25 protein-coding genes are annotated in these 24,609 nt (G+C 71.2%); 20 read left to right on the top strand and 5 right to left on the bottom strand.

Annotation, left to right across the window (positions count from 1 at the left end; translation table 11 throughout):
• Positions 1 to 60: 60 nt before the first annotated feature.
• Together ABN273_RS12820 and ABN273_RS12815 are read left to right on the top strand one after the other, a co-directional pair.
• Positions 61 to 1,005: a heme o synthase gene (locus ABN273_RS12820; RefSeq protein WP_349448945.1), complete on the top strand. Its 945-nt coding sequence runs from the start codon at positions 61 to 63 to the stop codon at positions 1,003 to 1,005.
• A gap of 70 nt (positions 1,006 to 1,075) precedes the next feature.
• Positions 1,076 to 2,266 carry a PrsW family intramembrane metalloprotease gene (locus ABN273_RS12815; RefSeq protein WP_349448944.1) on the top strand — a complete coding sequence of 397 codons (1,191 nt, stop codon included), beginning with the start codon at positions 1,076 to 1,078 and terminating at the stop codon, positions 2,264 to 2,266.
• On the opposite strand, the gene ABN273_RS12810 is transcribed toward ABN273_RS12815, so the two are convergent.
• Entirely contained in the window at positions 2,242 to 2,919 is a 678-nt protein-coding gene (locus ABN273_RS12810; RefSeq protein WP_349448943.1) for a SanA/YdcF family protein, read from the bottom strand. The genes ABN273_RS12815 and ABN273_RS12810 overlap by 25 nt on opposite strands.
• A 92-nt stretch (positions 2,920 to 3,011) precedes the next feature.
• Positions 3,012 to 3,989 (bottom strand): COX15/CtaA family protein, encoded by a 978-nt coding sequence (locus ABN273_RS12805; protein WP_349448942.1) that lies wholly within the window; start codon positions 3,987 to 3,989, stop codon positions 3,012 to 3,014.
• Between the two features lie 105 nt (positions 3,990 to 4,094).
• Here ABN273_RS12805 and ABN273_RS59440 point away from each other — a divergent pair, with 105 nt between their 5' ends.
• The 7 genes from ABN273_RS59440 to ABN273_RS12760 all read left to right on the top strand — a co-directional run bounded on the left by ABN273_RS59440 (position 4,095) and on the right by ABN273_RS12760 (position 11,416).
• A complete protein-coding gene (locus ABN273_RS59440) occupies positions 4,095 to 5,495 on the top strand; it encodes an FAD-dependent oxidoreductase (protein ID WP_502911008.1) in 1,401 nt (466 codons plus the stop codon).
• Positions 5,492 to 6,838, top strand: a complete 1,347-nt coding sequence (locus ABN273_RS12785) for an FAD/NAD(P)-dependent oxidoreductase (protein ID WP_349448941.1) — start codon at positions 5,492 to 5,494, stop codon at positions 6,836 to 6,838. The genes ABN273_RS59440 and ABN273_RS12785 overlap by 4 nt, the downstream gene beginning before the upstream one ends.
• A 26-nt stretch (positions 6,839 to 6,864) precedes the next feature.
• Positions 6,865 to 7,758 (top strand): dihydrodipicolinate synthase family protein, encoded by an 894-nt coding sequence (locus ABN273_RS12780; protein WP_349448940.1) that lies wholly within the window; start codon positions 6,865 to 6,867, stop codon positions 7,756 to 7,758.
• On the top strand, positions 7,755 to 8,756 hold the full coding sequence (locus ABN273_RS12775; RefSeq protein WP_349448939.1) for a proline racemase family protein: 1,002 nt from the start codon (positions 7,755 to 7,757) through the stop codon (positions 8,754 to 8,756). The genes ABN273_RS12780 and ABN273_RS12775 overlap by 4 nt, the downstream gene beginning before the upstream one ends.
• Before the next feature lie 64 nt (positions 8,757 to 8,820).
• The gene (locus tag ABN273_RS12770) at positions 8,821 to 9,792 is read left to right on the top strand and encodes a proline racemase family protein (RefSeq protein ID WP_349448938.1); all 972 of its coding nucleotides are present in this window, start codon (positions 8,821 to 8,823) and stop codon (positions 9,790 to 9,792) included.
• Positions 9,789 to 10,733, top strand: a complete 945-nt coding sequence (locus ABN273_RS12765; protein ID WP_349448937.1) for an ornithine cyclodeaminase family protein — start codon at positions 9,789 to 9,791, stop codon at positions 10,731 to 10,733. The genes ABN273_RS12770 and ABN273_RS12765 overlap by 4 nt, the downstream gene beginning before the upstream one ends.
• Before the next feature lie 14 nt (positions 10,734 to 10,747).
• Positions 10,748 to 11,416: a GntR family transcriptional regulator gene (locus tag ABN273_RS12760; RefSeq protein WP_349448936.1), complete on the top strand. Its 669-nt coding sequence runs from the start codon at positions 10,748 to 10,750 to the stop codon at positions 11,414 to 11,416.
• Between the two features lie 284 nt (positions 11,417 to 11,700).
• Here the strand turns inward: ABN273_RS12760 and ABN273_RS12755 are convergent, their stop codons facing one another.
• Positions 11,701 to 12,615 (bottom strand): EamA family transporter, encoded by a 915-nt coding sequence (locus ABN273_RS12755; RefSeq protein ID WP_349448935.1) that lies wholly within the window; start codon positions 12,613 to 12,615, stop codon positions 11,701 to 11,703.
• Between the two features lie 98 nt (positions 12,616 to 12,713).
• On the opposite strand from ABN273_RS12755, the gene ABN273_RS12750 reads away from it, so the two are divergent.
• Positions 12,714 to 13,916, top strand: a complete 1,203-nt coding sequence (locus ABN273_RS12750) for an MFS transporter (protein WP_349448934.1) — start codon at positions 12,714 to 12,716, stop codon at positions 13,914 to 13,916.
• A 17-nt stretch (positions 13,917 to 13,933) separates the two neighbouring features.
• Here the strand turns inward: ABN273_RS12750 and ABN273_RS12745 are convergent, their stop codons facing one another.
• The gene (locus ABN273_RS12745; RefSeq protein ID WP_349448933.1) at positions 13,934 to 14,731 is read right to left on the bottom strand and encodes an ABC transporter permease; all 798 of its coding nucleotides are present in this window, start codon (positions 14,729 to 14,731) and stop codon (positions 13,934 to 13,936) included.
• Positions 14,728 to 15,636, bottom strand: a complete 909-nt coding sequence (locus ABN273_RS12740; protein ID WP_349448932.1) for an ABC transporter ATP-binding protein — start codon at positions 15,634 to 15,636, stop codon at positions 14,728 to 14,730. Before ABN273_RS12740 ends, ABN273_RS12745 begins: the two co-directional genes overlap by 4 nt.
• Before the next feature lie 181 nt (positions 15,637 to 15,817).
• Between ABN273_RS12740 and ABN273_RS12735 the strand changes: the two genes are divergently transcribed.
• The 10 genes from ABN273_RS12735 (at position 15,818) to ABN273_RS12690 (ending at position 24,351) form a co-directional block, all read left to right on the top strand.
• On the top strand, positions 15,818 to 16,603 hold the full coding sequence (locus tag ABN273_RS12735) for a VOC family protein (RefSeq protein ID WP_349448931.1): 786 nt from the start codon (positions 15,818 to 15,820) through the stop codon (positions 16,601 to 16,603).
• 85 nt (positions 16,604 to 16,688) lie between these two features.
• Positions 16,689 to 17,906, top strand: a complete 1,218-nt coding sequence (locus tag ABN273_RS12730) for a multidrug effflux MFS transporter (protein ID WP_349448930.1) — start codon at positions 16,689 to 16,691, stop codon at positions 17,904 to 17,906.
• A 95-nt stretch (positions 17,907 to 18,001) separates the two neighbouring features.
• Positions 18,002 to 18,700, top strand: coding sequence for a helix-turn-helix transcriptional regulator (locus tag ABN273_RS12725; RefSeq protein ID WP_349449009.1), 699 nt, complete (start codon positions 18,002 to 18,004; stop codon positions 18,698 to 18,700).
• Entirely contained in the window at positions 18,697 to 20,109 is a 1,413-nt protein-coding gene (gene sufB / locus ABN273_RS12720; RefSeq protein WP_349448929.1) for a Fe-S cluster assembly protein SufB, read from the top strand. Before ABN273_RS12725 ends, sufB begins: the two co-directional genes overlap by 4 nt.
• Complete coding sequence (gene sufD, locus ABN273_RS12715) at positions 20,109 to 21,230, top strand: Fe-S cluster assembly protein SufD (protein WP_349448928.1); 1,122 nt, start codon at positions 20,109 to 20,111, stop codon at positions 21,228 to 21,230. Before sufB ends, sufD begins: the two co-directional genes overlap by 1 nt.
• Positions 21,227 to 21,547 carry a non-heme iron oxygenase ferredoxin subunit gene (locus tag ABN273_RS12710; RefSeq protein WP_349448927.1) on the top strand — a complete coding sequence of 107 codons (321 nt, stop codon included), beginning with the start codon at positions 21,227 to 21,229 and terminating at the stop codon, positions 21,545 to 21,547. The genes sufD and ABN273_RS12710 overlap by 4 nt, the downstream gene beginning before the upstream one ends.
• Positions 21,548 to 21,552: 5 nt before the next feature.
• Positions 21,553 to 22,299, top strand: coding sequence for a Fe-S cluster assembly ATPase SufC (sufC, locus tag ABN273_RS12705; protein WP_349448926.1), 747 nt, complete (start codon positions 21,553 to 21,555; stop codon positions 22,297 to 22,299).
• Positions 22,296 to 23,552: a cysteine desulfurase gene (locus tag ABN273_RS12700; RefSeq protein ID WP_349448925.1), complete on the top strand. Its 1,257-nt coding sequence runs from the start codon at positions 22,296 to 22,298 to the stop codon at positions 23,550 to 23,552. The genes sufC and ABN273_RS12700 overlap by 4 nt, the downstream gene beginning before the upstream one ends.
• A 2-nt stretch (positions 23,553 to 23,554) precedes the next feature.
• Entirely contained in the window at positions 23,555 to 23,992 is a 438-nt protein-coding gene (sufU, locus tag ABN273_RS12695; RefSeq protein WP_349448924.1) for a Fe-S cluster assembly sulfur transfer protein SufU, read from the top strand.
• Entirely contained in the window at positions 23,989 to 24,351 is a 363-nt protein-coding gene (locus tag ABN273_RS12690; RefSeq protein WP_349448923.1) for a metal-sulfur cluster assembly factor, read from the top strand. Before sufU ends, ABN273_RS12690 begins: the two co-directional genes overlap by 4 nt.
• Positions 24,352 to 24,609: the final 258 nt, after the last annotated feature.

Genomic DNA, 24,609 nt, shown 5'->3' with positions numbered 1-24,609 from the left:
TACCCATGGATCCGCTCTATTCAGAGGTTACGCGTTGACTCCGCACAGGCTGGAAGCGCCTTGACGGTGCTGACCAACAGGCAGGCGACGGCCCGATCTCCGCAGGTGGAGGGGCCGCGCTCGATCGGCATGATCGTAAAGGCCTACATCGCGCTCACCAAGCCGCGGATCATCGAGCTGCTGCTGATCACGACACTGCCGGTGATGTTCCTGGCGGCGGGCGGCCTGCCGCCGCTGTGGACGTCGATCTCGGTCATGGTGTTCGGCACCCTATCGGCGGGCAGCGCCAACGCGCTCAACTGCTACGTGGACCGCGACATCGACCAGAAGATGCGCCGCACCCGCCGCAGGCCGCTGGCCAGGCACCAGGTCTCGCCACGCGGCGCGCTGATCTTCGGCATCGTGCTCGGCGTGCTGTCCCTGGTGGGCCTGTGGGTGACCACCAACTGGCTGGCCGCGATGCTGTCCACCGGGGCGATCCTGTTCTACGTGCTGGTCTACTCGATGATCCTGAAGCGCCGCACGGCCCAGAACATCGTGTGGGGCGGCATCGCGGGCTGCATGCCGGTGATGATCGGCTGGGCGGGCATCACGGAGCGGCTCGACTGGGCGCCGCTGGTGCTGTTCGGGGTGGTGTTCTTCTGGACGCCGCCGCACACCTGGACGCTGGCCATGCGCTACAAGGAGGACTACGCGGCGGCCAAGGTGCCCATGCTCCCTGTGGTGGCCACCGAGCGGCGGGTCGTGCTGGAGTCGATCGCCTACACGTGGGCCACCGTGCTGTGCTCGCTGGCGCTGTGGCCGGTGGCCGACACCACGCTGTTCTACCCGATCGTGGCCGCCGTGCTCGGCGCCATGTGCCTGTGGGAGGTCCACCGCCTGCTGGCCCGGCTCAACGCCGGCAAGAGCGGCGTCGACCTGCGCCCCATGCGCTTCTTCCACTGGTCCAACGCCTACCTGGCGCTGCTCTTCCTCGCGGTCGCGATCGACCCGCTGCTGGCCTGACGAGTGTCCGGACGGTGATGCTGCTTTGACCGGCACGGACCCCGGCACTCTGATCCGTTAAAGTCACCGTATGGCGACCCGTGATCCACGCTGGGTGTTGAAGGACCGCCCGTCGTCCGCGTTGATCATCGGGTTGGTCCTCACCGGCATCTGCGCTCTTGTCTCGTTCTCCTTCGACGTGTTCAACGGCGCCCCGGTGCAGTTCTTCATCGCTCTCATGCTGGCGCTCGCGCCGGTGCCGATGCTGCTCGCGGCGATTCTGGCGCTCGACCGGATGGAGCCGGAGCCGCGCAGCAACCTGGTCTTCGCCTTCGCCTGGGGCGCGGGCATCGCGGTGCTGGTCGCCGGCGTGATCAACTCGCTCAACCTGCACTACATCATCGACACCGCCAAGCTGTCGGAGGCCAGCGCCCGCAACATCGCGGCCACCTTCGGCGCGCCCGTGGTGGAGGAGACGATGAAGGGGCTGGTGCTGCTGGGGCTGCTGAGGTTCCGCAGGGCCGAGCTCGACGGGCCAACCGACGGCGTCATCTACGCCAGCATGGTCGGGCTCGGCTTCGCCATGAGCGAGAACGTCAGCTACTACATCGCCGCGCTGTCCGGCTCCGGCGTCAAGGGGCTGGCGGTCACCGTGGTGCTGCGCGGCATCCTGTCGCCGCTCGCGCACCCGCTGTTCAGCTCCATGATCGGCGTCGCCGTCGCCTACGCCGCCCAGCGCAGCGGGCCCGAGCGGGTCTTCTACATCCTGGCGGGCTGGTCGGGTGCGATGATCCTGCACGGTCTGTGGAACGGCCTGGCCTCCTACGGCGGCTTCCCCGGGCTCGTGGTGGCCTACCTGGCGCTGCTGGTGGTGCTCATCGTGCTCATCGGCGTGGTGTTCAGGGACCGGCGGCGCATCGTGGCCCTCATCCAGCGCTACCTGCCGCCCTACGAGCCGACCAAGCTGGTCACCCAGGCCGACATCTACATGCTGTCGGCGTTCTCCAGGCGGCGGCAGGCCAGGCAGTGGGCCAAGGCCCACGGCGGCAAGCGCGGGCTGCGCGCCATGCGCGACTACCAGCTGGCCGCCACCGAGCTGGGCCTGCTGCACGAGCGGGCGGCCCGCCACATGGTGGACGAGCAGACCTTCCACGAGGAGCAGCGGGCGCTGCTTGAGTGCATGAGCACCGCCCGCGCCGACTTCCCGGTGCCGTCGGCGCACGCCAGATCGGTCGCGAGAGGCACGCCGCCGCCCGGCTACGCCCCCGGCGCGCCCGGCTGAGCGAGGATCCGGTCCAGGGAGACCTCGCGCGGGCCGGGGTAGACCGGGTCGGAGTGCAGGACCATCGCGTCGGCGAACGCCTTGGCGGTGGCGAACAGCTCGCGGGCGGCGTAGACGTACGTGGTCGAGGCGAACTGCCTGGTCGAGTCGTCGCCGACCCCGAACGTCTCCAGCCCGGCCGTGCGGCACAGAGTCACGGCCCTGGGCAGGTGGAACTCCTGCGTCACCACGGTGACCTGGCCGGCCCCGAACACCTTGCGCGCCCGCACGCACGAGTCCCAGGTGTCGAACCCGGCGTAGTCCAGCACCATCACCTGGTCGGGCACGCCCTTGCCGCGCAGGTAGTCGCGCATGGCCGTGGGCTCGTCGTACTCCTTGCGGCTGTTGTCGCCCGACAGCAGCAGCGCCCGCACCTTGCCGGACCGGTAGAGCTCGGCGGCGATGTCGAGCCTGCGGGCCAGCATCGGCGTGGGCTGCGTGCCGTACAGACCCGCGCCCAGCACGAGCGCGGCCTGCGCCGGGGGGACGTGGCCGAGCCAGCCGTCGCCCTCGGCCGTCTCCCGGTGCGCCGAGCTGCCGAGCCAGGCCCACGTCATGGGCGCCAGGGCGAGCACGCTGACCAGCACCAGAGCCTGGTAAGCGCGGCGCACCACTTTCCGAGTGGGGCGGACATTCAGCAGCAAATCGCGCTCTCCAGGGAGTGGGGGAGTGGCCGACTTATCACCCCATACCCTGGCACAACCGCTCAGGCGGCGGTGGGCACTTCGGTGGGGGAGTGGTCGGGCAGCGGTGCCCGGGTGCGCAGCGAGGTGACCACCCTGAGCGCGGCGATCCAGACCAGCGTGGACCCGAGCACGTGCAGCAGGACCAGCGCGGCGGGCACGGCCAGGAAGTACTGCGTGTAGCCGATCACGCCCTGGCCCAGCTCCACGCCCAGCAGCCCCAGCGCCGCCCGCCTGGCGGGCCGCTGCGAGTGGCTCACGTGCAGCGCGAACAGCAGCGCGAACGTCAGCCCCACCACGATGTAGACGAAGTCGGCGTGCAGCCGCGCCACGGCCTCGATGTCGAGGTCGAAGCGGGAGGCCATCTCGTCGCCCGAGTGCGGGCCCGTGCCGCTCACCACGACCCCGGCCACCAGCAGCACGAACACGGCCGCGAGCAGCACGTAGCCGAGCCTGCGGATGTCGCGGTGGGTCACCCGCCGGGCCGGGCCGTCGCCCTCGCCGGCGCGGGCGTAGAGCATCCAGCAGGCCGCGATCAGGCCGATGGAGATGAGGAAGTGCATGCCCACCGTGAACGGGTTGAGCATCGTGTTGACCACCAGCCCGCCCCACAGCGTCTGGGCCAGGACCCCCAGCGGCTGCAGCCACGACAGCAGCACCAGCGAACGCCTGCGCGGCGTCAGCCGCAGCGCCGCGATCACGCACGCCATGCCCACCGCCAGCACCAGGAACGTCACCAGCCTGTTGCCGAACTCGACGAGCATGGTGAGCATCGAGATCTCGGGGTGCGCGACCGGGACGAAGCTGTCGGGCGTGCACTTGGGCCAGGTCGGGCAGCCGAGCCCGGAGCCGGTGACGCGCACGCCGGCGCCCGTCACCGTGATTCCCGCGTTGACCACCACGGACGCCAGCGCCCAGCCCCGCATCGACTCCGCGGTGGGCGCCCAGAAGGAGAACAGGCGGCGCACGAGAGGATTCGGGTGGTCGGTGGGTAGCTTCACGCCATCGATGGTACGGGCCCGATCGGTCGGTCCCGTCACCGGTCGCCGCAGGCCCGGGCTTCTCAAGAAAGAAGGTATGTGACATATTACCGGGGGAGGTGATGGATGTCCGACGTCATCGTGGTCGGCGCCGGAGTGGTGGGCGCCGCCTGCGCCTACTACGCCGCGCGCGCGGGCCTCGACGTGACCGTGGTCGACCGCGGCCCGGTCGCGGGCGGCACGACCGGCTCGGGTGAGGGCAACATCCTGGTGTCCGACAAGGAACCGGGGCCCGAGCTGGAGCTGGCCGTGCTCTCGAACCGGCTGTGGCGCGAGCTGGCCGACCATGGCGAGTACGAGGGCGGGTTCGAGTTCGAGGCCAAGGGCGGGCTGGTCGTCGCCGAGACCGGCGAGGTCCAGCGGCAGCTCACCGAGCTGGCCGCCAAGCAGGACGTGGCGCACACCCTGGTGCCCGGCGATTCGCTGCGCGACTACGAGCCGGAGCTCGCCGACGGCCTGGCCGGCGGGGTGTTCTACCCGCAGGATGCGCAGGTGCAGCCCATGCTGGCCGCCGCGCGCCTGCTCAGGCACGGTGCGGAGAGCTTCGGCCGGGGCACGCTCCGGCTCCGCCTCGGGGCGGCGGTGACCGGATTCGTCCGCGAAGGAGAGCGGATCACGGGCGTGCGCACCTCCCAGGGCGACGTGCTCGGCGACGCGGTGATCAACGCCGCGGGCACCTGGGGCGGCGAGGTGGCCGCGCTGGCCGGCGTCGACCTCCCGGTCCTGCCCAGGCGCGGGTTCATCCTGGTCACCGAGCCGCTGCCGGAGCCCCTGATCAGGCACAAGGTCTACACCGCCGCCTATGTGACCAACGTGGCCAGCGACTCGGCCGGACTGGAGACCTCGGCCGTCGTGGAGGGCACGCCCTCGGGGACCGTGCTCATCGGGGCCAGCAGGGAGCGGGTCGGCTTCGACCGGACCATGTCGGTGCCGGTGCGACCTGATGGCCCGGCTGGCCGCGCAGGCGGTGGCGCTGTTCCCCGCGCTGCGCGAGGTGCGGGCCATCAGGTCGTACTGCGGGTTCCGGCCGTACTGCCCCGACCACCTGCCCGTCATCGGCGCCGATCCGCGGGCGCCCGGGCTGTACCACGCGTGCGGGCACGAGGGTGCGGGCATCGGGCTGGCCCCGGCGACCGGTCACCTGCTCGCGCAGGCGCTCACCGGCTCTCCGACCGACCTGGACCTGCGGCCCTTCCGGCCGGATCGTTTCTCGGAGGAGTCCCTTTGACGTTCCACATCACGATCGACGGGCGTCCTGTTCCCGTGACTCCCGGTCAGACGATCGGGGCCGCGCTGCACGCGGCCGGGGTCCGGTCGTGGCGCAGCACGCGCTTCGACGGGCGGCCCCGCGGCTTGTTCTGCGGGATCGGGGTCTGCTTCGACTGCCTGATCTCGGTCAACGGGCGGGCGCCCGAGCGGGCCTGCCTCGTGGAGGCCGCGCCCGGTGACGAGGTGACCACGTCATGACGTACGACCTGGTAGTGATCGGGGGCGGGCCCGCCGGGGTGGCGGGCGCGCTCACGGCGGCGCAGGCCGGGCTGCGGGTGGCGCTCGTGGACTCCGCCACGCGGCTCGGCGGCCAGTACTTCCGACACTCCGCCGACCCCCAGCCCGCGCCCGGGCTGGCCCGGTTCCTGCGGCAGGCCCGCGCCCTGGACTCCCGCGCCGACGTGCTGCTGCGGCACCAGGTCTGGAGCCTCGTCCGCGAGCCGGACGGCGGCCTGGTCGTGCACTGCACGACCCCCGAACGGAAGGCGGTCCCGCTGGACGCGCGGCGGGTGCTGATCGCCACCGGCGCGCACGACCGGCCGCTGCCCTTCCCCGGGTGGGACCTGCCCGGCGTGCTCACCGCCGGCGGCGCGCAGGCGCTGCTCAAGGGCAACGGCGTCGTGGCGGGCAGGCGGATCGTCGTCGCCGGCACCGGGCCGTTCCTGCTCCCCGTGGCCTCCGGGCTGGCCGGGGCCGGGGCGCGGGTGCTCGGAGTGCTCGAGGCCAACGGCGGACTCGGGCTGGCCAGGCATCCGCTGCTGGCCCTGGGCAAGGCCGGGGAGGCCGGCGGGTACGCGCTGGACCTGGCCCGGCACCTGGTGCCGTACCGGACCCGCCAGGCGGTCGTGGCGGCGCACGGCGAGCGCGAGGTGGAGGCCGTCACCGTGGCCCGCCTCGACAAGGACTGGAACGTTCTCGCCACCCGCGTCGTCGAGTGCGACACCGTGGCCGTCGGCTACGGGTTCGTGCCCCAGATCGAACTGGCCGCGCAGCTCGGCTGCGAGACCAGGCAGGACGTGGACGGCAGCCCCGTGCTCGCCGTGGACGCCGGCCAGCGCACCAGCGTCGCCGGGGTCTGGGCCGCGGGCGAGCCCACCGGCGTGGGCGGCTGGCGCCTGTCCGAAGTGGAGGGCCGCGTCGCGGGCCTGGCGATCGCCGCCGACTCGGGCGCCTCGCGAGCGGCCGTGCCCGGCGTGCTCCTGCGGCGGCGGGAGCGGTGGCGGGCGTTCGGCGAGGCGCTGCAGCACGCGTACCCCGTCAGGCCCGGCTGGCAGGGCTGGCTGCGGGACGACACGCTGGTCTGCCGGTGCGAGGAGGTGCCGCTGGCCCGGGTACGCGAGGCGCAGGACCTCGGCGCCACCGACGCGCGCTCCATCAAGCTGCTGGCCAGGCCCGGCATGGGCTGGTGCCAGGGCCGCATCTGCGGCTACGCGGTCTCGTGCCTGGCCGGCGAGCCGCCGCAGCCGCCCCGCCGCCCCATCGCCCAGCCCGTCACCCTCGGCGCCCTCGCCGACCTCTCAGACGATCCCACCGCTGAATGAACCGCCCTGACATGGAGGACTTCCCAATGGAGAACCGCAGCAAGGCCTGGCACGGCGTCATGGTCGCCACTGCGCTGCCCCTGCGCGACGACCTGTCCGTCGATTTCGACGCCTACGCCGAGCACTGCCGCTGGCTGGTGGAGAACGGCTGCGACGGCGTCGTGCCGAACGGATCGCTGGGCGAGTACCAGACGCTCAGCCCGGAAGAGCGCGCCAAGGTGATCGAGACCGCCGTGCAGGCCGTCGGCGGGCGCAACGTGATGGCCGGGGCGGGCGCGTACGGCGCCGCGGAGTCGCGCCGCTGGGCCGAGCAGGCGCGCGAGGCGGGCTGCGGCTCGGTGCTCCTGCTGCCGCCCAACTCCTACCGGGCCGGCGAGCGGGCCGTCGTCGAGCACTACCGCGAGGTCGCCAAGGCGGGCGTGCCGATCGTGGCCTACAACAACCCGTACGACACCAAGGTCGACCTGACCCCCGCGCTGCTGGCCAAGCTGCACGAGGAGGGGCTGATCGTGGCGGTCAAGGAGTTCAGCGGGGACGCCCGCAGGGCGTACGAGATCGCCGAGCTGGCCCCCGAGCTGGACCTGCTGATCGGCTCCGACGACGTGCTGCTCGAACTCGCCATCGCCGGGGCGGTGGGCTGGATCGCCGGCTACCCTAACGCGCTGCCCGCCTCCAACGTCGAGCTCTACCGCGCGGCGGTCGCCGGGGACCTGGAGACCGCGCTGCCTCTTTACCGGACCCTGCACCCGCTGCTGCGCTGGGACTCGAAGACCGAGTTCGTCCAGGCCATCAAGCTGTCCATGGACCTCGCGGGCCGCCGCGGCGGGCCGTGCAGGCACCCCAGGCTGCCGCTGACGGACGAGCAGGCCGCTATCGTGCGTGCGGCGACCGAGAAGGCACTTGCAGAAGGGCTGCGATGAGGACAAAGCGCGTTTTCCACGCCGTCGACTCCCATACCGAGGGCATGCCCACCCGCGTCATCACCGGCGGGATCGGCGTGATCCCCGGCGCCAGCATGGCCGAGCGGCGCGTCTACTTCCGTGACAACCTCGACCACATCCGCACCCTGCTGATGACCGAGCCGCGCGGCCACTCCGCCATGAGCGGCGCCATCCTCCAGCCGCCCACCAGGCCGGACGCGGACTACGGCGTGCTGTTCATCGAGGTGTCCGGGCTGCTGCCGATGTGCGGGCACGGCACCATCGGCGTGGCCACCGTGCTCGTCGAGACCGGCATGGTGGAGGTCGTCGAGCCGGTCACCACTGTGCGCCTGGAGGTCCCCGCCGGGCTCGTCGAGGTGGACGTGGCCGTCGAGGACGGGCAGGCGATGTCGGTGACGCTGCGCAACGTGCCGTCGTACTGCGACCGGCTCGACGCCACCGTGCGCGTGCCCGGGTTCGGGGAGATCCCGTACGACCTGGCGTACGGCGGCAACTTCTACGCCGTCGTCAACCTCGACTCCTACGGCCTGCCCTTCGACCGCAAGGCCAAGAACGAGATCATCGCCGCCGGCCTGGCCACCATGGAGGCCATCAACGCGGCCGACGAGCCCGTGCACCGCGAGGACGACCGCATCCGCGGCTGCCACCACGTCTACTTCGCCGCACCCGGCTCCGACGCCCACCACTCGCGGCACGCCATGGCCATCCACCCGGGCTGGTTCGACCGCTCGCCGTGCGGCACCGGCACCAGCGCCCGCATGGCGCAGCTGCACGCCCGCGGCGAGCTGCCGCTCGGCCGGGACTTCGTGAACGAGTCGTTCATCGGGACCCGGTTCATCGGCCGGCTCCTGGAGGAGACGACTGTGGGCGGCGCGCCGGCCGTCGTCCCGTCGATCACCGGCCGGGCCTGGATCACCGGCACCGCCCAGTACTTCCTCGACCCGCGCGACCCGTTCCCCGCCGGATTCGAACTGTGAGCGAGCGCAGCGAGTGAACCAATCAACGCAGCATCTTGATCATGGTTCCGGCGAAGCCGGGACCATGATTACCACCGTCGACTACCACACAGGTGGGGAGCCGTTCAGGATCGTCACCGGCGGCGTGCCCGAGATCCCGGGAGCCGACGTGCTCTCGCGGCGGGCCGCCGCCATGGCGGAGTCCGAGTTCGACGACGTGCGGCGGCTGCTGTGTCACGAGCCGCGCGGGCACGCCGACATGTACGGCTGCTTCCTCGTCCCCCCGGACGACCCGGGTGCCCTGTTCGGGGCGCTGTTCTGGCACAAGGACGGCTTCTCCACCGCCTGCGGCCACGGCACCATCGCGCTGGGCGCCTACGCCGTGCACGAGGGGCTGGTCGCGGCGGATCCCGACGGGGAGACGGACGTGGTCATCGACGTGCCGTCCGGGCGCGTCACGGCCCGGGTGCGCTGCTCCGGCGGGCGGGTGCGCGGGGTGACGTTCGTCAGCGTGCCGTCGTACGTGCTGGCACGCGACGTGGCGGCCGGCGGGACGAAGGTCGACGTCTCGTACGGCGGTGCGATCTACGTGTCCGTGCCCGCCGGGGCGCTGGGCCTGTCCGTGGAGCCCGGGCACCTGACGGCGCTCATCGCCCACGCCCGCCGGATCAAGGCCGACCTGGTCGGCCACCCGGCCACCCGGCACCCCTCCGACGACCGGCTGTCCGGCGTCTACGGCGTGATCTTCTACGACGAGCTGCCGGACGTGGACGGGGTCGCGCACCAGCGGAACGTGACGGTGTTCGCCGACGGGGAGGTGGACCGCTCGCCGTGCGGCTCCGGCACGGCGGCCCGGCTGGCGCTGCTGCACGACTCCGGGCTGCGCGGGCCGCTGATCCACGACAGCATCGTCGGGAGCACCTTCCGCGCCCGGGTGGCCGGGGTCCTGCCCGACGGGATCGTGCCGGAGATCGAGGGCATGGCGTACCGGACGGGGCGGCACGCCTTCGAGCTCGATCCCGACGATCCGATGGGATTGGGGTTCACGCTGCGATGACCGGGTTGCCGTATCTCGACGCCGCCACGCTGGAGCGGCTGGTGCCCATGGGGCGGGCCGTGCGGATCCTGGAGGAGGCGCTGCGGGCGGGGCTCGATCCCGAGGCCACGCCGCAGCGGCCGATCGTGGACGTGCCGGCCGGGCAGCTCCTGCTCATGCCCGCCGCGGCCGGGCGGTACGCGGGGGTGAAGGCCGTCACCATCGCGCCCGGCAATCCCGATCTGGGGCTGCCCCGCATCCAGGGGACGTACCTGCTGTTCGACGGCGACACCCTGAGCCCGCTCGCGGCCCTGGACGGGGTCGCGCTCACCTCGCTCCGCACCCCCGCCGTCTCCGCCCTCGCCGTCAGCCGGCTGGCTTCCGGGGACGCCCGGCGGCTGGTGGTGTTCGGGAGCGGGCCTCAGGCGTGGGGGCACGTACTGGCCCTGCGGGAGGTGCGGCCCGTGGCGGACGTGACGGTGATCGGGCGCGACCTCGGCCGTGCGGAGGCGCTCGCCGGACGCTGCCGCGCGCTCGGCCTGACTGCCCGCGCCCTGCCCCACGAGCCGGACCCCGTGGCGGCGGCGGTGGCGCAGGCCGACATCGTCGCGTGCTGCACGACGGCCAGGGAGCCGCTGTTCCCGGGTAAGCTCGCCCGCGACGGCGTCACCGTGGTCGCGGTCGGGTCGCACGAGCCCGGCGCCCGCGAGCTCGACGGCGACCTCGTCACCCGCGCCACCGTGGTCGTCGAGGCCAGGGCGGCCGCCCTCGAGGAGGCGGGGGATGTGCTCATCCCGATCCACGAGGGTACGATCACCGCTGGTCATCTCGCCGGCAACCTCGCCGACCTCGTGGCAGGCAGGGTCGTCGCCGGCACCGGGCCGCGGGTGTTCAAGAGCACGGGCATGGCGTGGGAGGACCTCGTGGTCGCGTCCGCCGCTTACGAGGCGTGGACTGCTTAGGAAGGGATGGGCGGATGGCTGCCGAGGAGCGGCTCGACCTGCCGATGGTGGGAGAGCGGCAGAGCCTGCGCGAGCAGGTGGCGCAGGCGCTGCGTGCCGCGCTGATCACCGGTGAGATGCGGCCGGGGGTGGTCTACTCCGCGCCGGTGCTGGCCGCCCAGTTCGGCGTCTCGGCCACGCCGGTCCGCGAGGCCATGCTCGACCTCGCCAAGGAGGGCCTGGTCGAGGCGGTGCGCAACAAGGGCTTCAGGGTGACCGAGCTGTCGGACCGCGATCTCGACGAGCTCACCGAGATCCGCCAGCTCATCGAGGTGCCCACCGTGGCCAGGCTGGCCGGCGGCTCGCGGGCGGAGGAGTTCGAACGGCTCAGGCCCATCGCCGAGGAGATCGTGCTGGCCGCCGAGCGCGCCGACCTGCTCGCGTACGTGGACGCCGACCTGCGCTTCCACGTCGAGCTGCTGACCCTGGCGGGCAACGGCCACCTGGTCGAGGTGGTGCGCGACCTGCGCAACAGGGCCAGGCTCTACGGCCTGTCCCAGCTCGCGGAGCGCGGCGCGCTCGCCGATTCGGCCAGGGAGCACCTCCAGTTGCTCGACGCTCTCAAGAACGGCGACAGCGAGGCCGTCCGCCACCTCATGGTCGAACACATCGGCCACGTTCGGGGTATTTGGGCCGAACACTGAAACTGCGCACTAAGTTCTGACATTTAGGGATCGCACGCGCGCCGATAGCGGTACGCTCGATGCGGGCCGGATGAGCGACGCCGAGCGCGTCCGCCGGCGGCCCCGACGTCCTGGTCCTCATCGGACCGGCCACCACCGATTGCGGTGGATGGCGTATGCCTGGTCAGGCGGACACCCGCACTCCGCTGACCTTCCATGGGCTCGGCACACCCGCCCACCGAGAGCCGAGCCCCCCGCCGCGCGCCCGAGACCCCATCCCACGGGCGCGCGGCGGCTCGCCACCTCTATGCCTTGCGCCGCCGGGTCGAGCCCAGGCTGGCGGCCACGATGCAGACGATCGCCGCCCACTGCTGGGCGTGCAGGACCTCGTTCAGCAGCAGCACCCCGACCAGCGCCGCCACCGCCGGCTCCAGGCTCATCAGGATGCCGAACACGTGCGTGGGCATCCGGCGCAGCGCCTGAAGCTCCAGCGAGTACGGGATCACCGACGACAGCAGCCCCACGCCGAGCCCGATCAGCAGCAACTCCGGCTGCAGCAGCTCCGCCCCTCCCGTCGTGACACCGACGGGAGCGACCACGACGGCCGACACGATCATCGCGAACGACAGCCCGCTCGTGCCGGGGAAACGCCGCCCGGCCGCCGCCGACAGCAGGATGTACCCGGCCCAGCAGACCCCCGCCACCATCGCGAACCCGATGCCGAGCCAGCTCACCGAGGCCGACTGCCCCCAGGGCGCGAGCAGCACCACGCCCGCGCCCGCGAGCCCGACCCACAGCAGGTCGATCCTGCGCCGCGAGGCCGCCACGGCCACCCCCAGGGGCCCCAGGAACTCGATGGCCACCGCGATCCCCATCGGCAGCCGCGCCAGGGCCTCGTAGAAGACCAGGTTCATGAGGGCGAGCGTCAGCCCGAACCCGATCCCCACCGCCCAGTCGCGCCAGGACAGGCCCTTCAGCCGGGGCCGTACGAGTGCCCCCATGATCAGCGCCCCGGCCGCGATCCGCAGGAACACCACCGCGCTCGGCGGCAGCGCCGCGAACAGCTCCTTCGCGAACCCGGCGCCCAGCTGCACCGAGACGATGCCCAGCAGCACGAGCCCGGAGGGCGGGATCGAGTCGGCGGCGCTGCGCAGCAGGCTTCCTGGCCGGGGCAGGCCGGAGCCGCGGTCGAAGGGATCGTCGAGGGCGAAGGCGGTCACGGGACTCCCATTCAGAGGAACGACAGGTCAGAGCGTACTGAGGCCGCACGACATTCCCGACATAAGGTGTCACTACTGTCTGCTGGATCATTGGACGCATGAAATCGCCCGCCCCTCCCGAGAGCCTCACCCGGCCGCCGCTGGCCCTGTCCGTGGCCTCGTTCGTCAGCAGCTTCGACCGCTTCGCGGTGAGCCCCATGCTCGTGCTCATCGCGGTGGACCTGGACGTCCCGCTCTCCGCCGCCGTCGCGGCCGCCAGCGGCTACTACCTGGCCTACGGGCTGACGCAGCCGCTGTGGGGGCTGCTGTCCGACCGGTTCGGCCGGGTGCGGGTCATGCGCGTGGCGCTGTTCGGCGCGGCGCTGGCGGGGTTGGCCTCGGCGCTGATGCCGGTGCTCGGGGCGCTGGTGGTGGCCAGGGTCGTGACGGGCGCCTGCTTCGGCGCGGTGATCCCCACCGGGCTCACGTACGTGGGCGACACCGTCCAGCCCTCGGTACGGCAACGCGCGCTGACCGACCTGATGGCCGCCGCGGCCCTCGGCACGGCCCTGGCCACCGGGCTGAGCGGGGTGCTCGCGGGCCTGGTGGACTGGCGGGTGGCCTTCACCGTGCCCGCCGCCTGCGCCCTGGCCTGCGCGCTCACGCTCGGCTCGCTGCCGGAGCCGCCACGCGTCCGCCTGGACGGTGCCGCGCTCGGTGTGGCCCGCTACCTCGGCGCGGTGCTCGGGCACGGCTGGGCGCTGCTGGTGTTCGGGCTCGCCTTCGTCGAAGGCGCGATCATGCTCGGCGCCATGCCGTTCCTGGCCACCGCGCTGGAGCACGCGGGATACGCCGCGGCCGTGGCCGGGCTCGCCATCACCGCGTACGGGCTGGGCCTGTGGTCGTTCGCGAAGCTCGTCAAGCGGCTGGCGGGGCGCTGGCCCGCTCCCGTGCTGATGACGGTGGGCGGCGCGCAGCTCACCGCCGGGTTCGTGATCGTCTCCGTGCACGTCAGCATGGCCACCGTGGCGGTCACGGCGCTGCTGCTCGGAGGCGGCTGGTCGTTCCTGCACTCCTCGCTGCAGACGTGGGCCACCTCGGTGGTGCCGGAGGCGAGGGGCACCACGATCGCGTTCTTCGCCTGCGCGCTCTTCGTGGGCAGCGCGGTCTCGTCGTGGGCGGCCGGGCCGCTGGCCGAGCACGGGCGCTACACCCTGCTGTTCGGCCTGGCGGCCGGCGCCGCGATCCCGCTGACCGCGGTGGCCGCCCTCACCCGGCGCCGCTACGGCCGTACGGAGGCCGCCCGGCCGCAACCGGAGTGAGCGCACTCCCCGCGGGCTTACTCCCAGCGGAACGTGCGCGAGACCAGGCCCAGCGACAGCACCGCCCACGCCGCGAGCACGGCCAGCGGGGCAAGGGGCAGGGCGGCGCCCTGCCCGAGCACCGCGCGCAGGCCGCCGGTCAGTGCCGAGATGGGCAGCACCTCCAGGACCTGCCGCATCCCGTGGGGGAACTTCGACAGCGGGAAGATCACCCCGCCGGCCCCCAGCAGGACCAGGTAGACGAGGTTGGCCGCGGCCAGGGTGGCCTCCGCGCGGAGCGTGCCCGCCATGAGCAGCCCCAGCCCGCTGAAGGCCGCCGTCCCCAGCACGACGAGCAGCGCCGCGCTCAGGAACGACCCGTGCGGCCGCCACCCCAGCGCCAGCCCGACCGCCACGATCACCGCGGCCTGGATGACCTCCACGGCCACGACGGCGCTCGTCTTGGCGAGCATCAGCCCGGCCCTGGACAGCGGGGTCGCGCCCAGCCGCTTCAGCACGCCGTAGCGGCGCTCGAACCCGGTACCGATGGCCTGTCCGGTGAAGGCCGTGGACATGACGGCCAGCGCCAGCACGCCGGGCACCAGGAAGTCGACCCGCCTGCCGCCCCCGACGTCGATCAGCGGCGCCAGCGAGAAGCCGGCCAGCAGCAGAATCGGGATGATCATGGTGAGCAGCAGCTGCTCGCCGTTGCGCAGCATCGCCCGGATCTCCGCGCCCGCCTGGGCGAGCACCATGCGCGGGAACGGCGCCGCCCCCGGCGCGGGAGTGAAGTCCAGCGCGAGCTCCCCCGCGGAGGAGTGCCCTTGGCTCGTCATCGCAGCTCCCTGCCCGTCAGTTCGAGGAAGACGTCTTCCAGGGTGCGGCGCTCGATGCGCAGGTCGTCGGCCGTGACGCCCTCCGCCGCGCACCAGGCCGTCACCGTGGCCAGCAGCTCGGGGCCCACCTGGCCCTCGATGATGTAGTGCCCGGCGGGCGACTCCTTGGCCGCGCTGCCCGCCGGGAGCGCGTTGAGCAGCTCTTCCAGCGCCAGCCCCGGCCGGGCACGGAAGCGGAGCTGCCGCTCGGCCCCCGTCAGCGAGGCCGGGCTGCCCTCGGCCACCACCCGGCCCTTGTCGATGATCACCACGTGGTCCGCCAGCCGCTCGGCCTCGTCCATGTGGTGCGTGGTCAGCACCACCGACACGCCCGCCCCGCGCAGCTCGCCCACCAGCTCCCAGCAGGCGTGCCGGGCCTGCGGGTCGAGCCCGGCCGTCGGCTCGTCGAGGAAGACCAGCTCGGGCCGCCCGACGACGGCCGCGGCCAGCGACAGCCGCTGCTGCTGCCCGCCCGACAACCGCCGGTAGGGGGTGCGCACGTGATCAGCCAGCCCCAGCCGTGACAGCAGGGCCCGGGCGTCGAGCGGATGGGCGTAGAAGCGCGAGACCAGCCGCAGCCACTCCCCGCAGCGCATCGCCGGCGGCACGCCGCCCGACTGCAGCATGACCCCCACGCGCGGCCGCAGCTCCGGCAGCGTGGGCGCCAGCCCGAGCACGCGGACCGTGCCCGCGTCGGCCCTGCGGAACCCCTCGCAGATCTCCACCGTGGACGTCTTGCCCGCGCCGTTGGGCCCGAGCACCGCGGTGACCGCGCCGCGCGCGGCGCGCAGCGTGAGGCCGTCCACGGCCGTGGTGCCGCCGTAACGTTTGACCAGGTCGATGATCTCGACGGCTGGGGATTCCATGGCCACGAGTTTAGGGACTGCGGCGCGCGGTCCGGGCCGCAGGTGAGCGCCAGAAGTGCTCCCTGGGCGGACGTCGGGAAGATATGGGCTGATTTGGATAGTTCTTGACCCGCACGTTCCCCGGAAGGGCTGCGCCGGAGGTGAAAGTCTGACGACGAGCTCCATGTCGCAGGAGGGTGCGATGTCACAACGCAGTGGATACGACCCCGGCGTCCCGTGCTGGGTGGACCTCTCCAGCACCGACGTCCAGGCGTCCGCCCGGTTCTACGGCGAGATCTTCGGCTGGCGGGCCGACATGATCGACGACCCCGAGGCCGACGGCTACGGCATGTTCGTCCACGAGGGCAAGCAGGTCGCCGGGGTGGGGCCGGTCGCGGACGTGGGGCCGGCCTCGTTCTGGAACATGTTCGTCGCCACCGACGACGCCGCCGCCCTCGCCGACCGGGTCACGAAGGCCGGCGGCACCGTCACCATGGAGCCGATGGCGGTCTTCGAGGAAGGCGTCATGACGGCCTTCCAGGCCCCCGACGGCTCGTACGCGGCGGCCTGGCAGGCGGGCAACCACCACGGCGCGCAGCTGGTCAACGAGCCTGTCTCGTTCTGCTGGAACGAGCTGGTCACGCGCGATCCCGCCGCCGCGCGGCGCTTCTACCCGGCCGTCTTCGGCTGGACGCCCCGGCCGGCGGACACGGCGGGGTTCGAGTACACCGAGTGGACCCTGGGGGAGCGGGCCGTCGCGGGCATGGTCGAGATGTCCGCCGGCTACCCACCGGGCACGCCGTCGTTCTGGATGACGTACTTCGCGGTCGCCGACGTCGACGCCACGACGACGGCGGCCGAGCGGGCGGGCGCGGCCGTGCTGGTGCGGGGGATGGAGGCGCCTCCCGGCCGGTTCTCGATGCTCACCGACCCGCAGGGCGCGACCTTCTCCGTCATCCAGCTGAACGAACCAGGAGGAAATATCTGATGACCGGGAATTCGGAGGACCGGAACCTGGTTTGATCCCTCGGCCCCCGTGGGCCAGAGGCCTGCGAGGGAGAAGGGGATCACGCATGTCCGTGGCAGAAGTCACGTCCATCGTCGCCATCGAGCAGCGGAAGGACCGCCGCGGACTGCTACTGGTGATCCTGGGGGCACTGTCGGCGATCGGCCCGCTCTCCATCGACATGTACCTGCCGGCGCTGCCCGCCATCACCTCCGAGATGCTCAGCACGCCCGCGCAGGTCCAGCTCACCCTCACCGCCTGCCTCATCGGCGTGTCCGTCGGCCAGGTGATCGCCGGGCCGGTGAGCGACGTGCGCGGCAGGCGGGTGCCGCTGATCGTGGGCGTGGCCGGGTTCATGGTGGCCTCGCTGCTGTGCGCCTTCGCGCCCTCCGTGCCCATGCTCGTCGCGTTCCGCCTGCTGCAGGGCGTGCTGGGCGGCGCGGCCCTGGTCATCGTGCGGGCCGTGGTCCGCGACCTGTACGACGGCGCCGCCATCGCCCGCATCTTCGCCACGCTCATGCTGGTCAGCGGCCTGGCGCCGATCCTCGCGCCCATCGCGGGGGCGCAGCTGCTGTCCTTCACGTCGTGGCGCGGCGTGTTCGTGGCGCTGAGCGTCGCCGGGGTGGTGCTGCTGCTTGCGGTGCTGTCAGGCGTGCGCGAGACGCTGCCCGCGGCCGAGCGCGAGAGCGGCGGCCTCAAGCACACCGTGGGCACCTTCGGCAAGCTCCTGCGCGACCGCGCCTTCATGGGCTCCGCCCTCACCGCCGGGCTGGCCTTCGCGGCGATGTTCGGCTACATCTCCGGCTCGCCGTTCGTGCTCCAGGAGGTGTACGGCGCCACGCCCCAGCAGTACTCGCTCATCTTCGGGCTCAACGCCTTCGGCCTGACCGCCATGGCCCAGCTCGGCGGCCGGCTGTCGGGACGGGTGCCGCCGGTGGCCCTGGTGGCCACCGGGCTCGTCGTCGCGCTGGCCGGCGCCGCGCTGCTGCTGGCCGCCGCGCTCACCGGGCTCGGCCTGTGGAGCATCGTGGCCGGGCTGTTCGTCATCATGCTCGGCCAGGGCCTGGTCATGCCCGGCACCGGCGCGCTGGCCCTGGCGAGCCAGCCCGCGCAGGTCGCGGGCAGCGCCTCGGCGCTGCTCGGCGTGCTGCAGTTCGCGCTGGGTGCCGCCGCGGCCCCGCTGGTGGGCCTCGTGGGTGCGGGCAGCGCCGTGCCCATGGCCTGCGTGATGCTCGGGCTCATCCTTTGCTCAGGCTTGACCTTCGCCTTCCTGAGGAAGGGTTAGGTAAGGCTACCCTGCGTGAGAAATTCCATTCTCGAGCTGCTCAGATCCGTTTGTGAACCGGGAAGGAATTACGGCACACTGATGTTGTGAAAAACATGCAAGGGATCGAGCCAGGCGGCGAGCACAGCACGCGTGCCCGCGTGGCCAGGCTGATCCTCGAGCATGGTCCCGTCGCGGCCGCCGCGCTGGGCGAGCGGCTCGGGCTCACGCCCGCCGCCGTCCGCCGCCACCTCGACGCGTTGCTGGCCGACGGGATGATAGAGCCTCGCATGGTGAGGCCGCGCGGGCAGCGCGGACGTGGACGGCCGGCCAAGCTGTTCGCCATCACCGACGCGGGGCGCAGTGCCTTCGTGCACGCCTATGACGACCTGGCCGAGAGCGCTCTGCGTTACATCGGCGAGCACATGGGAGAGCAAGCGGTGGCCGACTTCGCCCGTTCGCAGGTCTCAGGCCTGCTGAGGCGGCTGGAGCCGGTCATGCGGACGGTGCCGGCGGACCAGCGCGTACAGGTGCTGGCGCAGGCGCTGTCGGCGGAGGGGTACGCGGCCTCGGCCAGCAAGGCCAAGTCCGGCGGCGACCAGCTCTGCCAGCACCACTGCCCGGTGGCACACGCGGCTGCGGAGTTCCCGCAGCTCTGCGAGGCCGAGACGGAGGCGTTCGCGCAGCTGCTCGGCACCCCGGTGCAGCGCCTGGCCACGATCGCCCACGGCGACGGGGTCTGCACGACACATGTGAGCCCACAGTCGCTGGGTGAATCCGCACATAGAGACAAGATCAAGGAGACCGGAAGGTGACTGTCACCGACCGCCCGGAGCTGGAAGGCCTCGGGAATTACAAGTTCGGCTGGGCCGACCCGGATGCCGCGGGCGCTGCGGCCAAGCGCGGCCTGTCCGAGGAGGTCGTCCGCAACATCTCCGCTCTCAAGAACGAGCCGGAGTGGATGCTCGACCTTCGCCTGAAGGGCCTCCGCCTGTTCGACAGGAAGCCGCTGCCCACCTGGGGCTCTGACCTCACCGGCATCGACTTCGACAACATCAAGTACTTCGTGCGCTCCACCGAGAAGCAGGCCGCTTCCTGGGACGAGCTGCCCGCCGACATCAAGAACACCTACGACAAGCTCGGCATCCCCGAGGCGGAGAAGCAGCGCCTCATCGCCGGTGTCGCCGCCCAGTACGAGTCCGAGGTCGTCTACCACAAGATCCGTGAGGACCTCGAGGAGAAGGGCGTCATCTTCCTCGACACCGACACGGGCCTGAAGGAGCACCCGGAGATCTTCAAGGAGTACTTCGGCTCGGTCATCCCGGTGGGCGACAACAAGTTCGCCGCCCTCAACAGCGCCGTGTGGTCCGGTGGCTCGTTCATCTACGTGCCGCCGAACATCGAGGTCGAGATCCCGCTGCAGGCCTACTTCCGGATCAACACCGAGAACATGGGCCAGTTCGAGCGGACCCTGATCATCGTGGACGAGAACAGCTACGTCCATTACGTCGAGGGCTGCACCGCGCCGATCTACTCGTCCGACTCGCTGCACAGCGCGGTCGTCGAGATCATCGTGAAGAAGAACGCCCGCTGCCGTTACACGACCATCCAGAACTGGTCGAACAACGTCTACAACCTGGTCACCAAGCGCGCCGTGGCCTACGAGGGCGCGACCATGGAGTGGATCGACGGCAACATCGGCTCCAAGGTCACGATGAAGTACCCGGCCGTCTACCTGATGGGCGAGCACGCCAAGGGCGAGACGCTGAGCGTCGCGTTCGCGGGCGAGGGCCAGCACCAGGACGCCGGCTCCAAGATGGTGCACCTGGCGCCCAACACCAGCTCCAGCGTCATCTCCAAGTCGGTGGCGCGCGGCGGCGGTCGCACCTCCTACCGCGGTCTCGTGCAGATCGAGGAGGGCGCCCACGGCAGCGCCAGCACCGTCAAGTGCGACGCCCTGCTGGTCGACCAGATCAGCCGCTCCGACACCTACCCGTACGTCGACGTCCGCGAGGACGACGTCAAGATGGGCCACGAGGCCACGGTCTCCAAGGTCAGCGAGGACCAGCTGTTCTACCTCATGAGCCGCGGGCTCGACGAGGACGAGGCGATGGCGATGATCGTGCGCGGCTTCGTGGAGCCGATCGCGCGTGAGCTGCCCATGGAGTACGCGCTCGAGCTCAACCGGCTGATCGAGCTGCAGATGGAAGGAGCCGTCGGCTGATGGGCCTGAACGAGAAGCCCCTGTCGACCTTGCACGAGAAGGCGTCCTACGAGCTGGGCGACTTCGAGGTCCCGACCGGGCGCGAGGAGGCGTGGCGCTTCACGCCGCTCTCGCGCCTGAAGGGCCTGCACAACGGCAAGGCCGAAGCCGTGGGCCACGTCCGGGTCGACGTCGAGGCGGCGCCCGAGGTCACCGTGGAGACGGTCGGCCGCGACGACGCCCGCGTCGGCAAGTCGTTCATGCCCACCGACCGGGTCAGCGCCCAGGCGTGGACCAGCTTCGAGAAGGCCACCGTGGTCACGGTGCCGCGCGAGGCCGTCACGTCCAAGCCGACCGTGCTGACGCTGACCGGTTCGGGCGACGGCGCCGCGTACGGCCACATCGTGGTCAAGGTGGAGCCGCTGGCCGAGGCCGTGATCGTGCTCGACCACAAGGGCAGCGCGGTCTACGCCGACAACATCGAGTTCGTCGTGGGCGACGGCGCCTCGCTCAGGGTCGTCAGCCTGCAGGACTGGGACGACGACGCGGTCCACGTCTCCCACCACCACGCCCAGCTGGCCAAGGACGCGACGTTCCGCAGCTTCGCGGTGACGCTCGGCGGCGACCTCGTACGCCTGTCGCCCAACGTGTCCTACACCGCTCCCGGCGGCGACGCCGACATGTCGGGCGTCTACTTCGTGGACGCCGGGCAGCACCTGGAGCACCGCCTGCTGGTCGACCACTCGCAGCCCAACTGCAAGAGCAACGTCGACTACCGCGGCGCCCTGCAGGGCGAGGACGCGCACGCCGTCTGGATCGGCGACGTGATCATCAGGGTCGAGGCCGAGGGCACCGACACCTACGAGCTCAACCGCAACCTCATCCTGACCGACGGCGCCCGCGCCGACTCGGTGCCCAACCTGGAGATCCTCACCGGCGAGGTCGCCGGGGCGGGGCACGCCTCCGCCTCCGGCCGGCTCGACGACGAGCACATCTTCTACCTCCAGGCCCGCGGCATCCCCTACGACGAGGCCCGCCGCCTGGTCATCAGGGGCTTCCTCGGCCAGCTCGTCGAGAAGATCGAGATCGAGGAGATCCGCGAGCGCGTGCTGAGCGCGCTGGAGGCGGAGCTCGCGCGATGAGTTCGTTCGAGAAGGTGTGCAAGCTCGACGACATCCCCGACGGGGGAGTCATCGGGGTGGAGGTCGGCGAGACGCCGGTGGCGCTCGTGCGCAAGGGCAACGAGGTGTTCGCCCTGCACGACGTCTGCTCCCACGCCGAGGTGAAGCTCAGCGAGGGTGAGGTCTACGACGGCACGCTGGAGTGCTGGCTGCACGGCTCGTGCTTCGACGTGCGCTCCGGCAAGCCCACAGGCCCGCCCGCCACCCAGCCCGTGAACGTCTACACAATCAAGATCGACGGCGATGACGTCCTCGTCTCGCTCTCGAAGGAGTCATAAAGCCAATGTCCACCCTTGAGATCCGCGACCTCCACGTCGCCGTCGAGGACAAGGAAATCCTGCGCGGCGTCAACCTGGCCGTCCACTCGGGCCAGACCCACGCCATCATGGGCCCGAACGGCTCGGGCAAGTCGACGCTCGCCTACGCGATCGCCGGTCACCCCAAGTACACGATCACCGGTGGCCAGGTGCTGCTCGACGGCGTGGACCTGCTGGAGCTGTCGGTCGACGAGCGGGCCCGCGCGGGCCTGTTCCTGGCCATGCAGTACCCGGTCGAGGTCCCCGGCGTCTCGGTCTCGAACTTCCTGCGCTCGGCCGTCACCGCGGTCCGCGGCGAGGCGCCCAAGCTGCGCGAGTTCGCCAAGGACCTCAAGAACGGCATGGACGCGCTGTCCATCGACGCGGCGTTCGCCCAGCGCAACCTGAACGAGGGCTTCTCCGGCGGTGAGAAGAAGCGCCACGAGATCCTCCAGCTCGAGCTGCTCAAGCCGAAGATCGCCGTGCTCGACGAGACCGACTCCGGCCTCGACGTCGACGCGCTGCGCGTGGTGTCGGAGGGCATCAACCGCTTCCGCGCCTCCGGCGACACCGGCGTGCTGCTGATCACGCACTACACCCGCATCCTGCGGTACGTGAAGCCGGACTTCGTGCACGTCTTCGCGGGCGGCAGGATCGTCGAGGAAGGCGGCCCCGAGCTGGCCGACAAGCTCGAGGCCGAGGGCTACGAGCAGTACACGAAGGCATCTGCATGACTCAGTTCAGCTTTGACGTGGAGAAGATCAGGAAGGACTTCCCGATCTTCTCCCGCGAGCTGCCCGACGGGCGCCCGCTCGTCTATCTCGACTCGGGCAACTCCTCACAGAAGCCCAACCAGGTCATCGAGACCATGCGTGACCACTTCGCGCTGCACTACAGCAACGTCGGACGGGCCATGCACGTGCTCGGCGCCGAATCGACCGACGCCTACGAGAGCGCCCGCGACAGAGTCGCCGCGTTCGTCGGGGCGCCGTCGCGCGACGAGGTGATCTTCACCAAGAACGCCTCCGAGGCGCTCAACCTCGTCGCGTACGCCTTCGGCAACCCGATCAACACCGATCCGCGCTTCACGCTCGGCCCCGGCGACGAGATCGTCATCTCCGAGATGGAGCACCACTCCAACATCGTGCCGTGGCAGCTGCTCGCGCAGCGCACCGGTGCGACGCTGAAGTGGTTCGGCGTCACCGAAGAGGGACGGCTCGACTACGACCCGTCCGTGATCACCGAGCGGACGAAGATCGTCTCGATCGCCCACCAGTCCAACGTGCTCGGCACCGTCAACCCGGTCGCCGAGGTGGCCAGGCGGGCCCATGAGGTCGGTGCGCTGATCGCGCTGGACGCGTCCCAGTCTGTGCCGCATCACCCGGTGAACGTCGCCGAGCTGGGCGCCGACTTCGTGGCCTTCACCGGCCACAAGATGGTCGGCCCCTCGGGCATCGGCGTGCTGTGGGGGAAGGCCGAGCTGCTCGACGCCATGCCCCCGTTCCTGGGCGGCGGCGAGATGATCGAGGCGGTCTGGATGGACCACTCGACGTACGCGCCGGTGCCGCACAAGTTCGAGGCCGGCACGCCGCCGATCGTCGAGGCCATCGGGCTGGGCGCAGCCGTCGACTACCTCACCGAGGTCGGCATGGAGGCCATCGAGGCGCACGAGCGCACGCTGACGGCCTACGCGCTCGACGCCCTGCGCGAGGTGCCCACCCTGCGGCTCATCGGGCCCGACTCGCTGGAGGGGCGGGGCGGCACGGTGTCGTTCACGCTGGAGGGCATCCACCCGCACGACGTCGGGCAGATTCTGGACGACCAGTTCGGCGTCGCCGTACGCGTCGGTCACCACTGCGCGCGCCCACTGCACCTGCGCTTCGGAATACCGGCGACCACGCGGGCGTCGTTCTACCTGTACAACACCACGGGCGAGATCGATGCCCTGGTCCGCGGCCTCCATCACGTTCAGAAGGTGTTCGCATAGCCATGATCGGCGAGTCGATGTACCAGGAGCTGATCCTGGAGCACTACAAGCACCCGCAGGGGCGGGGGCTGCGCGAGCCGTACGACACCGAGGTTCACCACGTGAACCCCACGTGCGGCGATGAGATCACGCTCAGGGTGAAGGTGGGCGACGGCGGCAAGGTCCTCGACGTCTCCTATGACGGACAGGGCTGTTCGATCAGCCAGGCCGCCGCCTCCGTGCTGCACGAGCTGGCCACCGGCTCGACGGTGGCGGAGACGCTCTCCGTGGTCGACGAGTTCACCAGGCTCATGCAGGGCAGGGGACAGGTGGAGGCCGACGAGGAGGTGCTCGGCGACGCGGTCGCGTTCGCGGGCGTCGCCAAGTTCCCGGCACGGGTCAAGTGTGCGTTGCTCTCTTGGATGGCCTATAAGGATGCGGTTGTGAGGAGCGCCCGATGAGTAAGCCTGTGGAGACTCCGACCGGTTTCGACGGCGAGACGAACGTCGAGGAGGTCATGGAGGCGCTCAAGGACGTCGTGGACCCCGAGCTCGGCATCAACGTCGTGGACCTGGGCCTCGTCTACGGCCTCAACCTTGACACGGGCCCTGACGGCGGGCAGCCGGTGGCCACCATCGACATGACGCTGACCAGCGCGGCCTGCCCGCTGACCGACGTCATCGAGGACCAGGCCCACTCGGCGCTCGACGGCATGGTGTCCGACGTGAAGATCAACTGGGTCTGGCTGCCGCCGTGGGGCCCGGACAAGATCACCGACGAGGGGCGCGAGCAGCTCCGTATGCTAGGCTTCAACGTCTGATCTTTGCTGCTGTTACGGCTGGCGTAAACGTCAGCCGTTTCAGCGTGCCATAGAGGGTTTCGGAAGGTCCGGGCCCATCCGGGGAATTTCCGATAACATCCCCGGCGTTGGTAACAGATGTACCTGACGTCTCATTGCGCGTTTCGCGCCGCCTGCGGCCGGCGCCCAGGTGCGTCCCCCTCATGTGTTGTGAGAATTGACCCGCCCCGATGGCGGGCGCCCTGACCCCTGTACGGCGTGTGCCGTACGCCCCGGCTC

Origin of the sequence: Nonomuraea sp. B19D2 (assembly GCF_040137845.1) — a bacterium.
In the GTDB taxonomy this organism is placed as follows: Bacteria; Actinomycetota; Actinomycetes; order Streptosporangiales; family Streptosporangiaceae; genus Nonomuraea.
Note: the sequence above shows the minus strand (reverse complement) of the source record. Positions and strands in the feature narration are given on the sequence as shown.

Coding starts and splice junctions, on each gene's coding strand:
- ABN273_RS12745 (WP_349448933.1), bottom strand. CDS start 14,731: ATGACGAGCCAAGGGCACTCCTCCGCGGGGGAGCTCGCGCTGGACTTC.
- ABN273_RS12690 (WP_349448923.1), top strand. CDS start 23,989: ATGAGTAAGCCTGTGGAGACTCCGACCGGTTTCGACGGCGAGACGAAC.
- sufD (WP_349448928.1), top strand. CDS start 20,109: ATGGGCCTGAACGAGAAGCCCCTGTCGACCTTGCACGAGAAGGCGTCC.
- ABN273_RS12765 (WP_349448937.1), top strand. CDS start 9,789: ATGACCGGGTTGCCGTATCTCGACGCCGCCACGCTGGAGCGGCTGGTG.
- ABN273_RS12735 (WP_349448931.1), top strand. CDS start 15,818: ATGTCACAACGCAGTGGATACGACCCCGGCGTCCCGTGCTGGGTGGAC.
- ABN273_RS12725 (WP_349449009.1), top strand. CDS start 18,002: ATGCAAGGGATCGAGCCAGGCGGCGAGCACAGCACGCGTGCCCGCGTG.
- ABN273_RS12750 (WP_349448934.1), top strand. CDS start 12,714: ATGAAATCGCCCGCCCCTCCCGAGAGCCTCACCCGGCCGCCGCTGGCC.
- ABN273_RS59440 (WP_502911008.1), top strand. CDS start 4,095: ATGTCCGACGTCATCGTGGTCGGCGCCGGAGTGGTGGGCGCCGCCTGC.
- ABN273_RS12700 (WP_349448925.1), top strand. CDS start 22,296: ATGACTCAGTTCAGCTTTGACGTGGAGAAGATCAGGAAGGACTTCCCG.
- ABN273_RS12775 (WP_349448939.1), top strand. CDS start 7,755: ATGAGGACAAAGCGCGTTTTCCACGCCGTCGACTCCCATACCGAGGGC.
- ABN273_RS12760 (WP_349448936.1), top strand. CDS start 10,748: ATGGCTGCCGAGGAGCGGCTCGACCTGCCGATGGTGGGAGAGCGGCAG.
- ABN273_RS12780 (WP_349448940.1), top strand. CDS start 6,865: ATGGAGAACCGCAGCAAGGCCTGGCACGGCGTCATGGTCGCCACTGCG.
- ABN273_RS12785 (WP_349448941.1), top strand. CDS start 5,492: ATGACGTACGACCTGGTAGTGATCGGGGGCGGGCCCGCCGGGGTGGCG.
- sufU (WP_349448924.1), top strand. CDS start 23,555: ATGATCGGCGAGTCGATGTACCAGGAGCTGATCCTGGAGCACTACAAG.
- ABN273_RS12730 (WP_349448930.1), top strand. CDS start 16,689: ATGTCCGTGGCAGAAGTCACGTCCATCGTCGCCATCGAGCAGCGGAAG.
- ABN273_RS12740 (WP_349448932.1), bottom strand. CDS start 15,636: ATGGAATCCCCAGCCGTCGAGATCATCGACCTGGTCAAACGTTACGGC.
- sufC (WP_349448926.1), top strand. CDS start 21,553: ATGTCCACCCTTGAGATCCGCGACCTCCACGTCGCCGTCGAGGACAAG.
- ABN273_RS12770 (WP_349448938.1), top strand. CDS start 8,821: ATGATTACCACCGTCGACTACCACACAGGTGGGGAGCCGTTCAGGATC.
- ABN273_RS12710 (WP_349448927.1), top strand. CDS start 21,227: ATGAGTTCGTTCGAGAAGGTGTGCAAGCTCGACGACATCCCCGACGGG.
- ABN273_RS12815 (WP_349448944.1), top strand. CDS start 1,076: ATGGCGACCCGTGATCCACGCTGGGTGTTGAAGGACCGCCCGTCGTCC.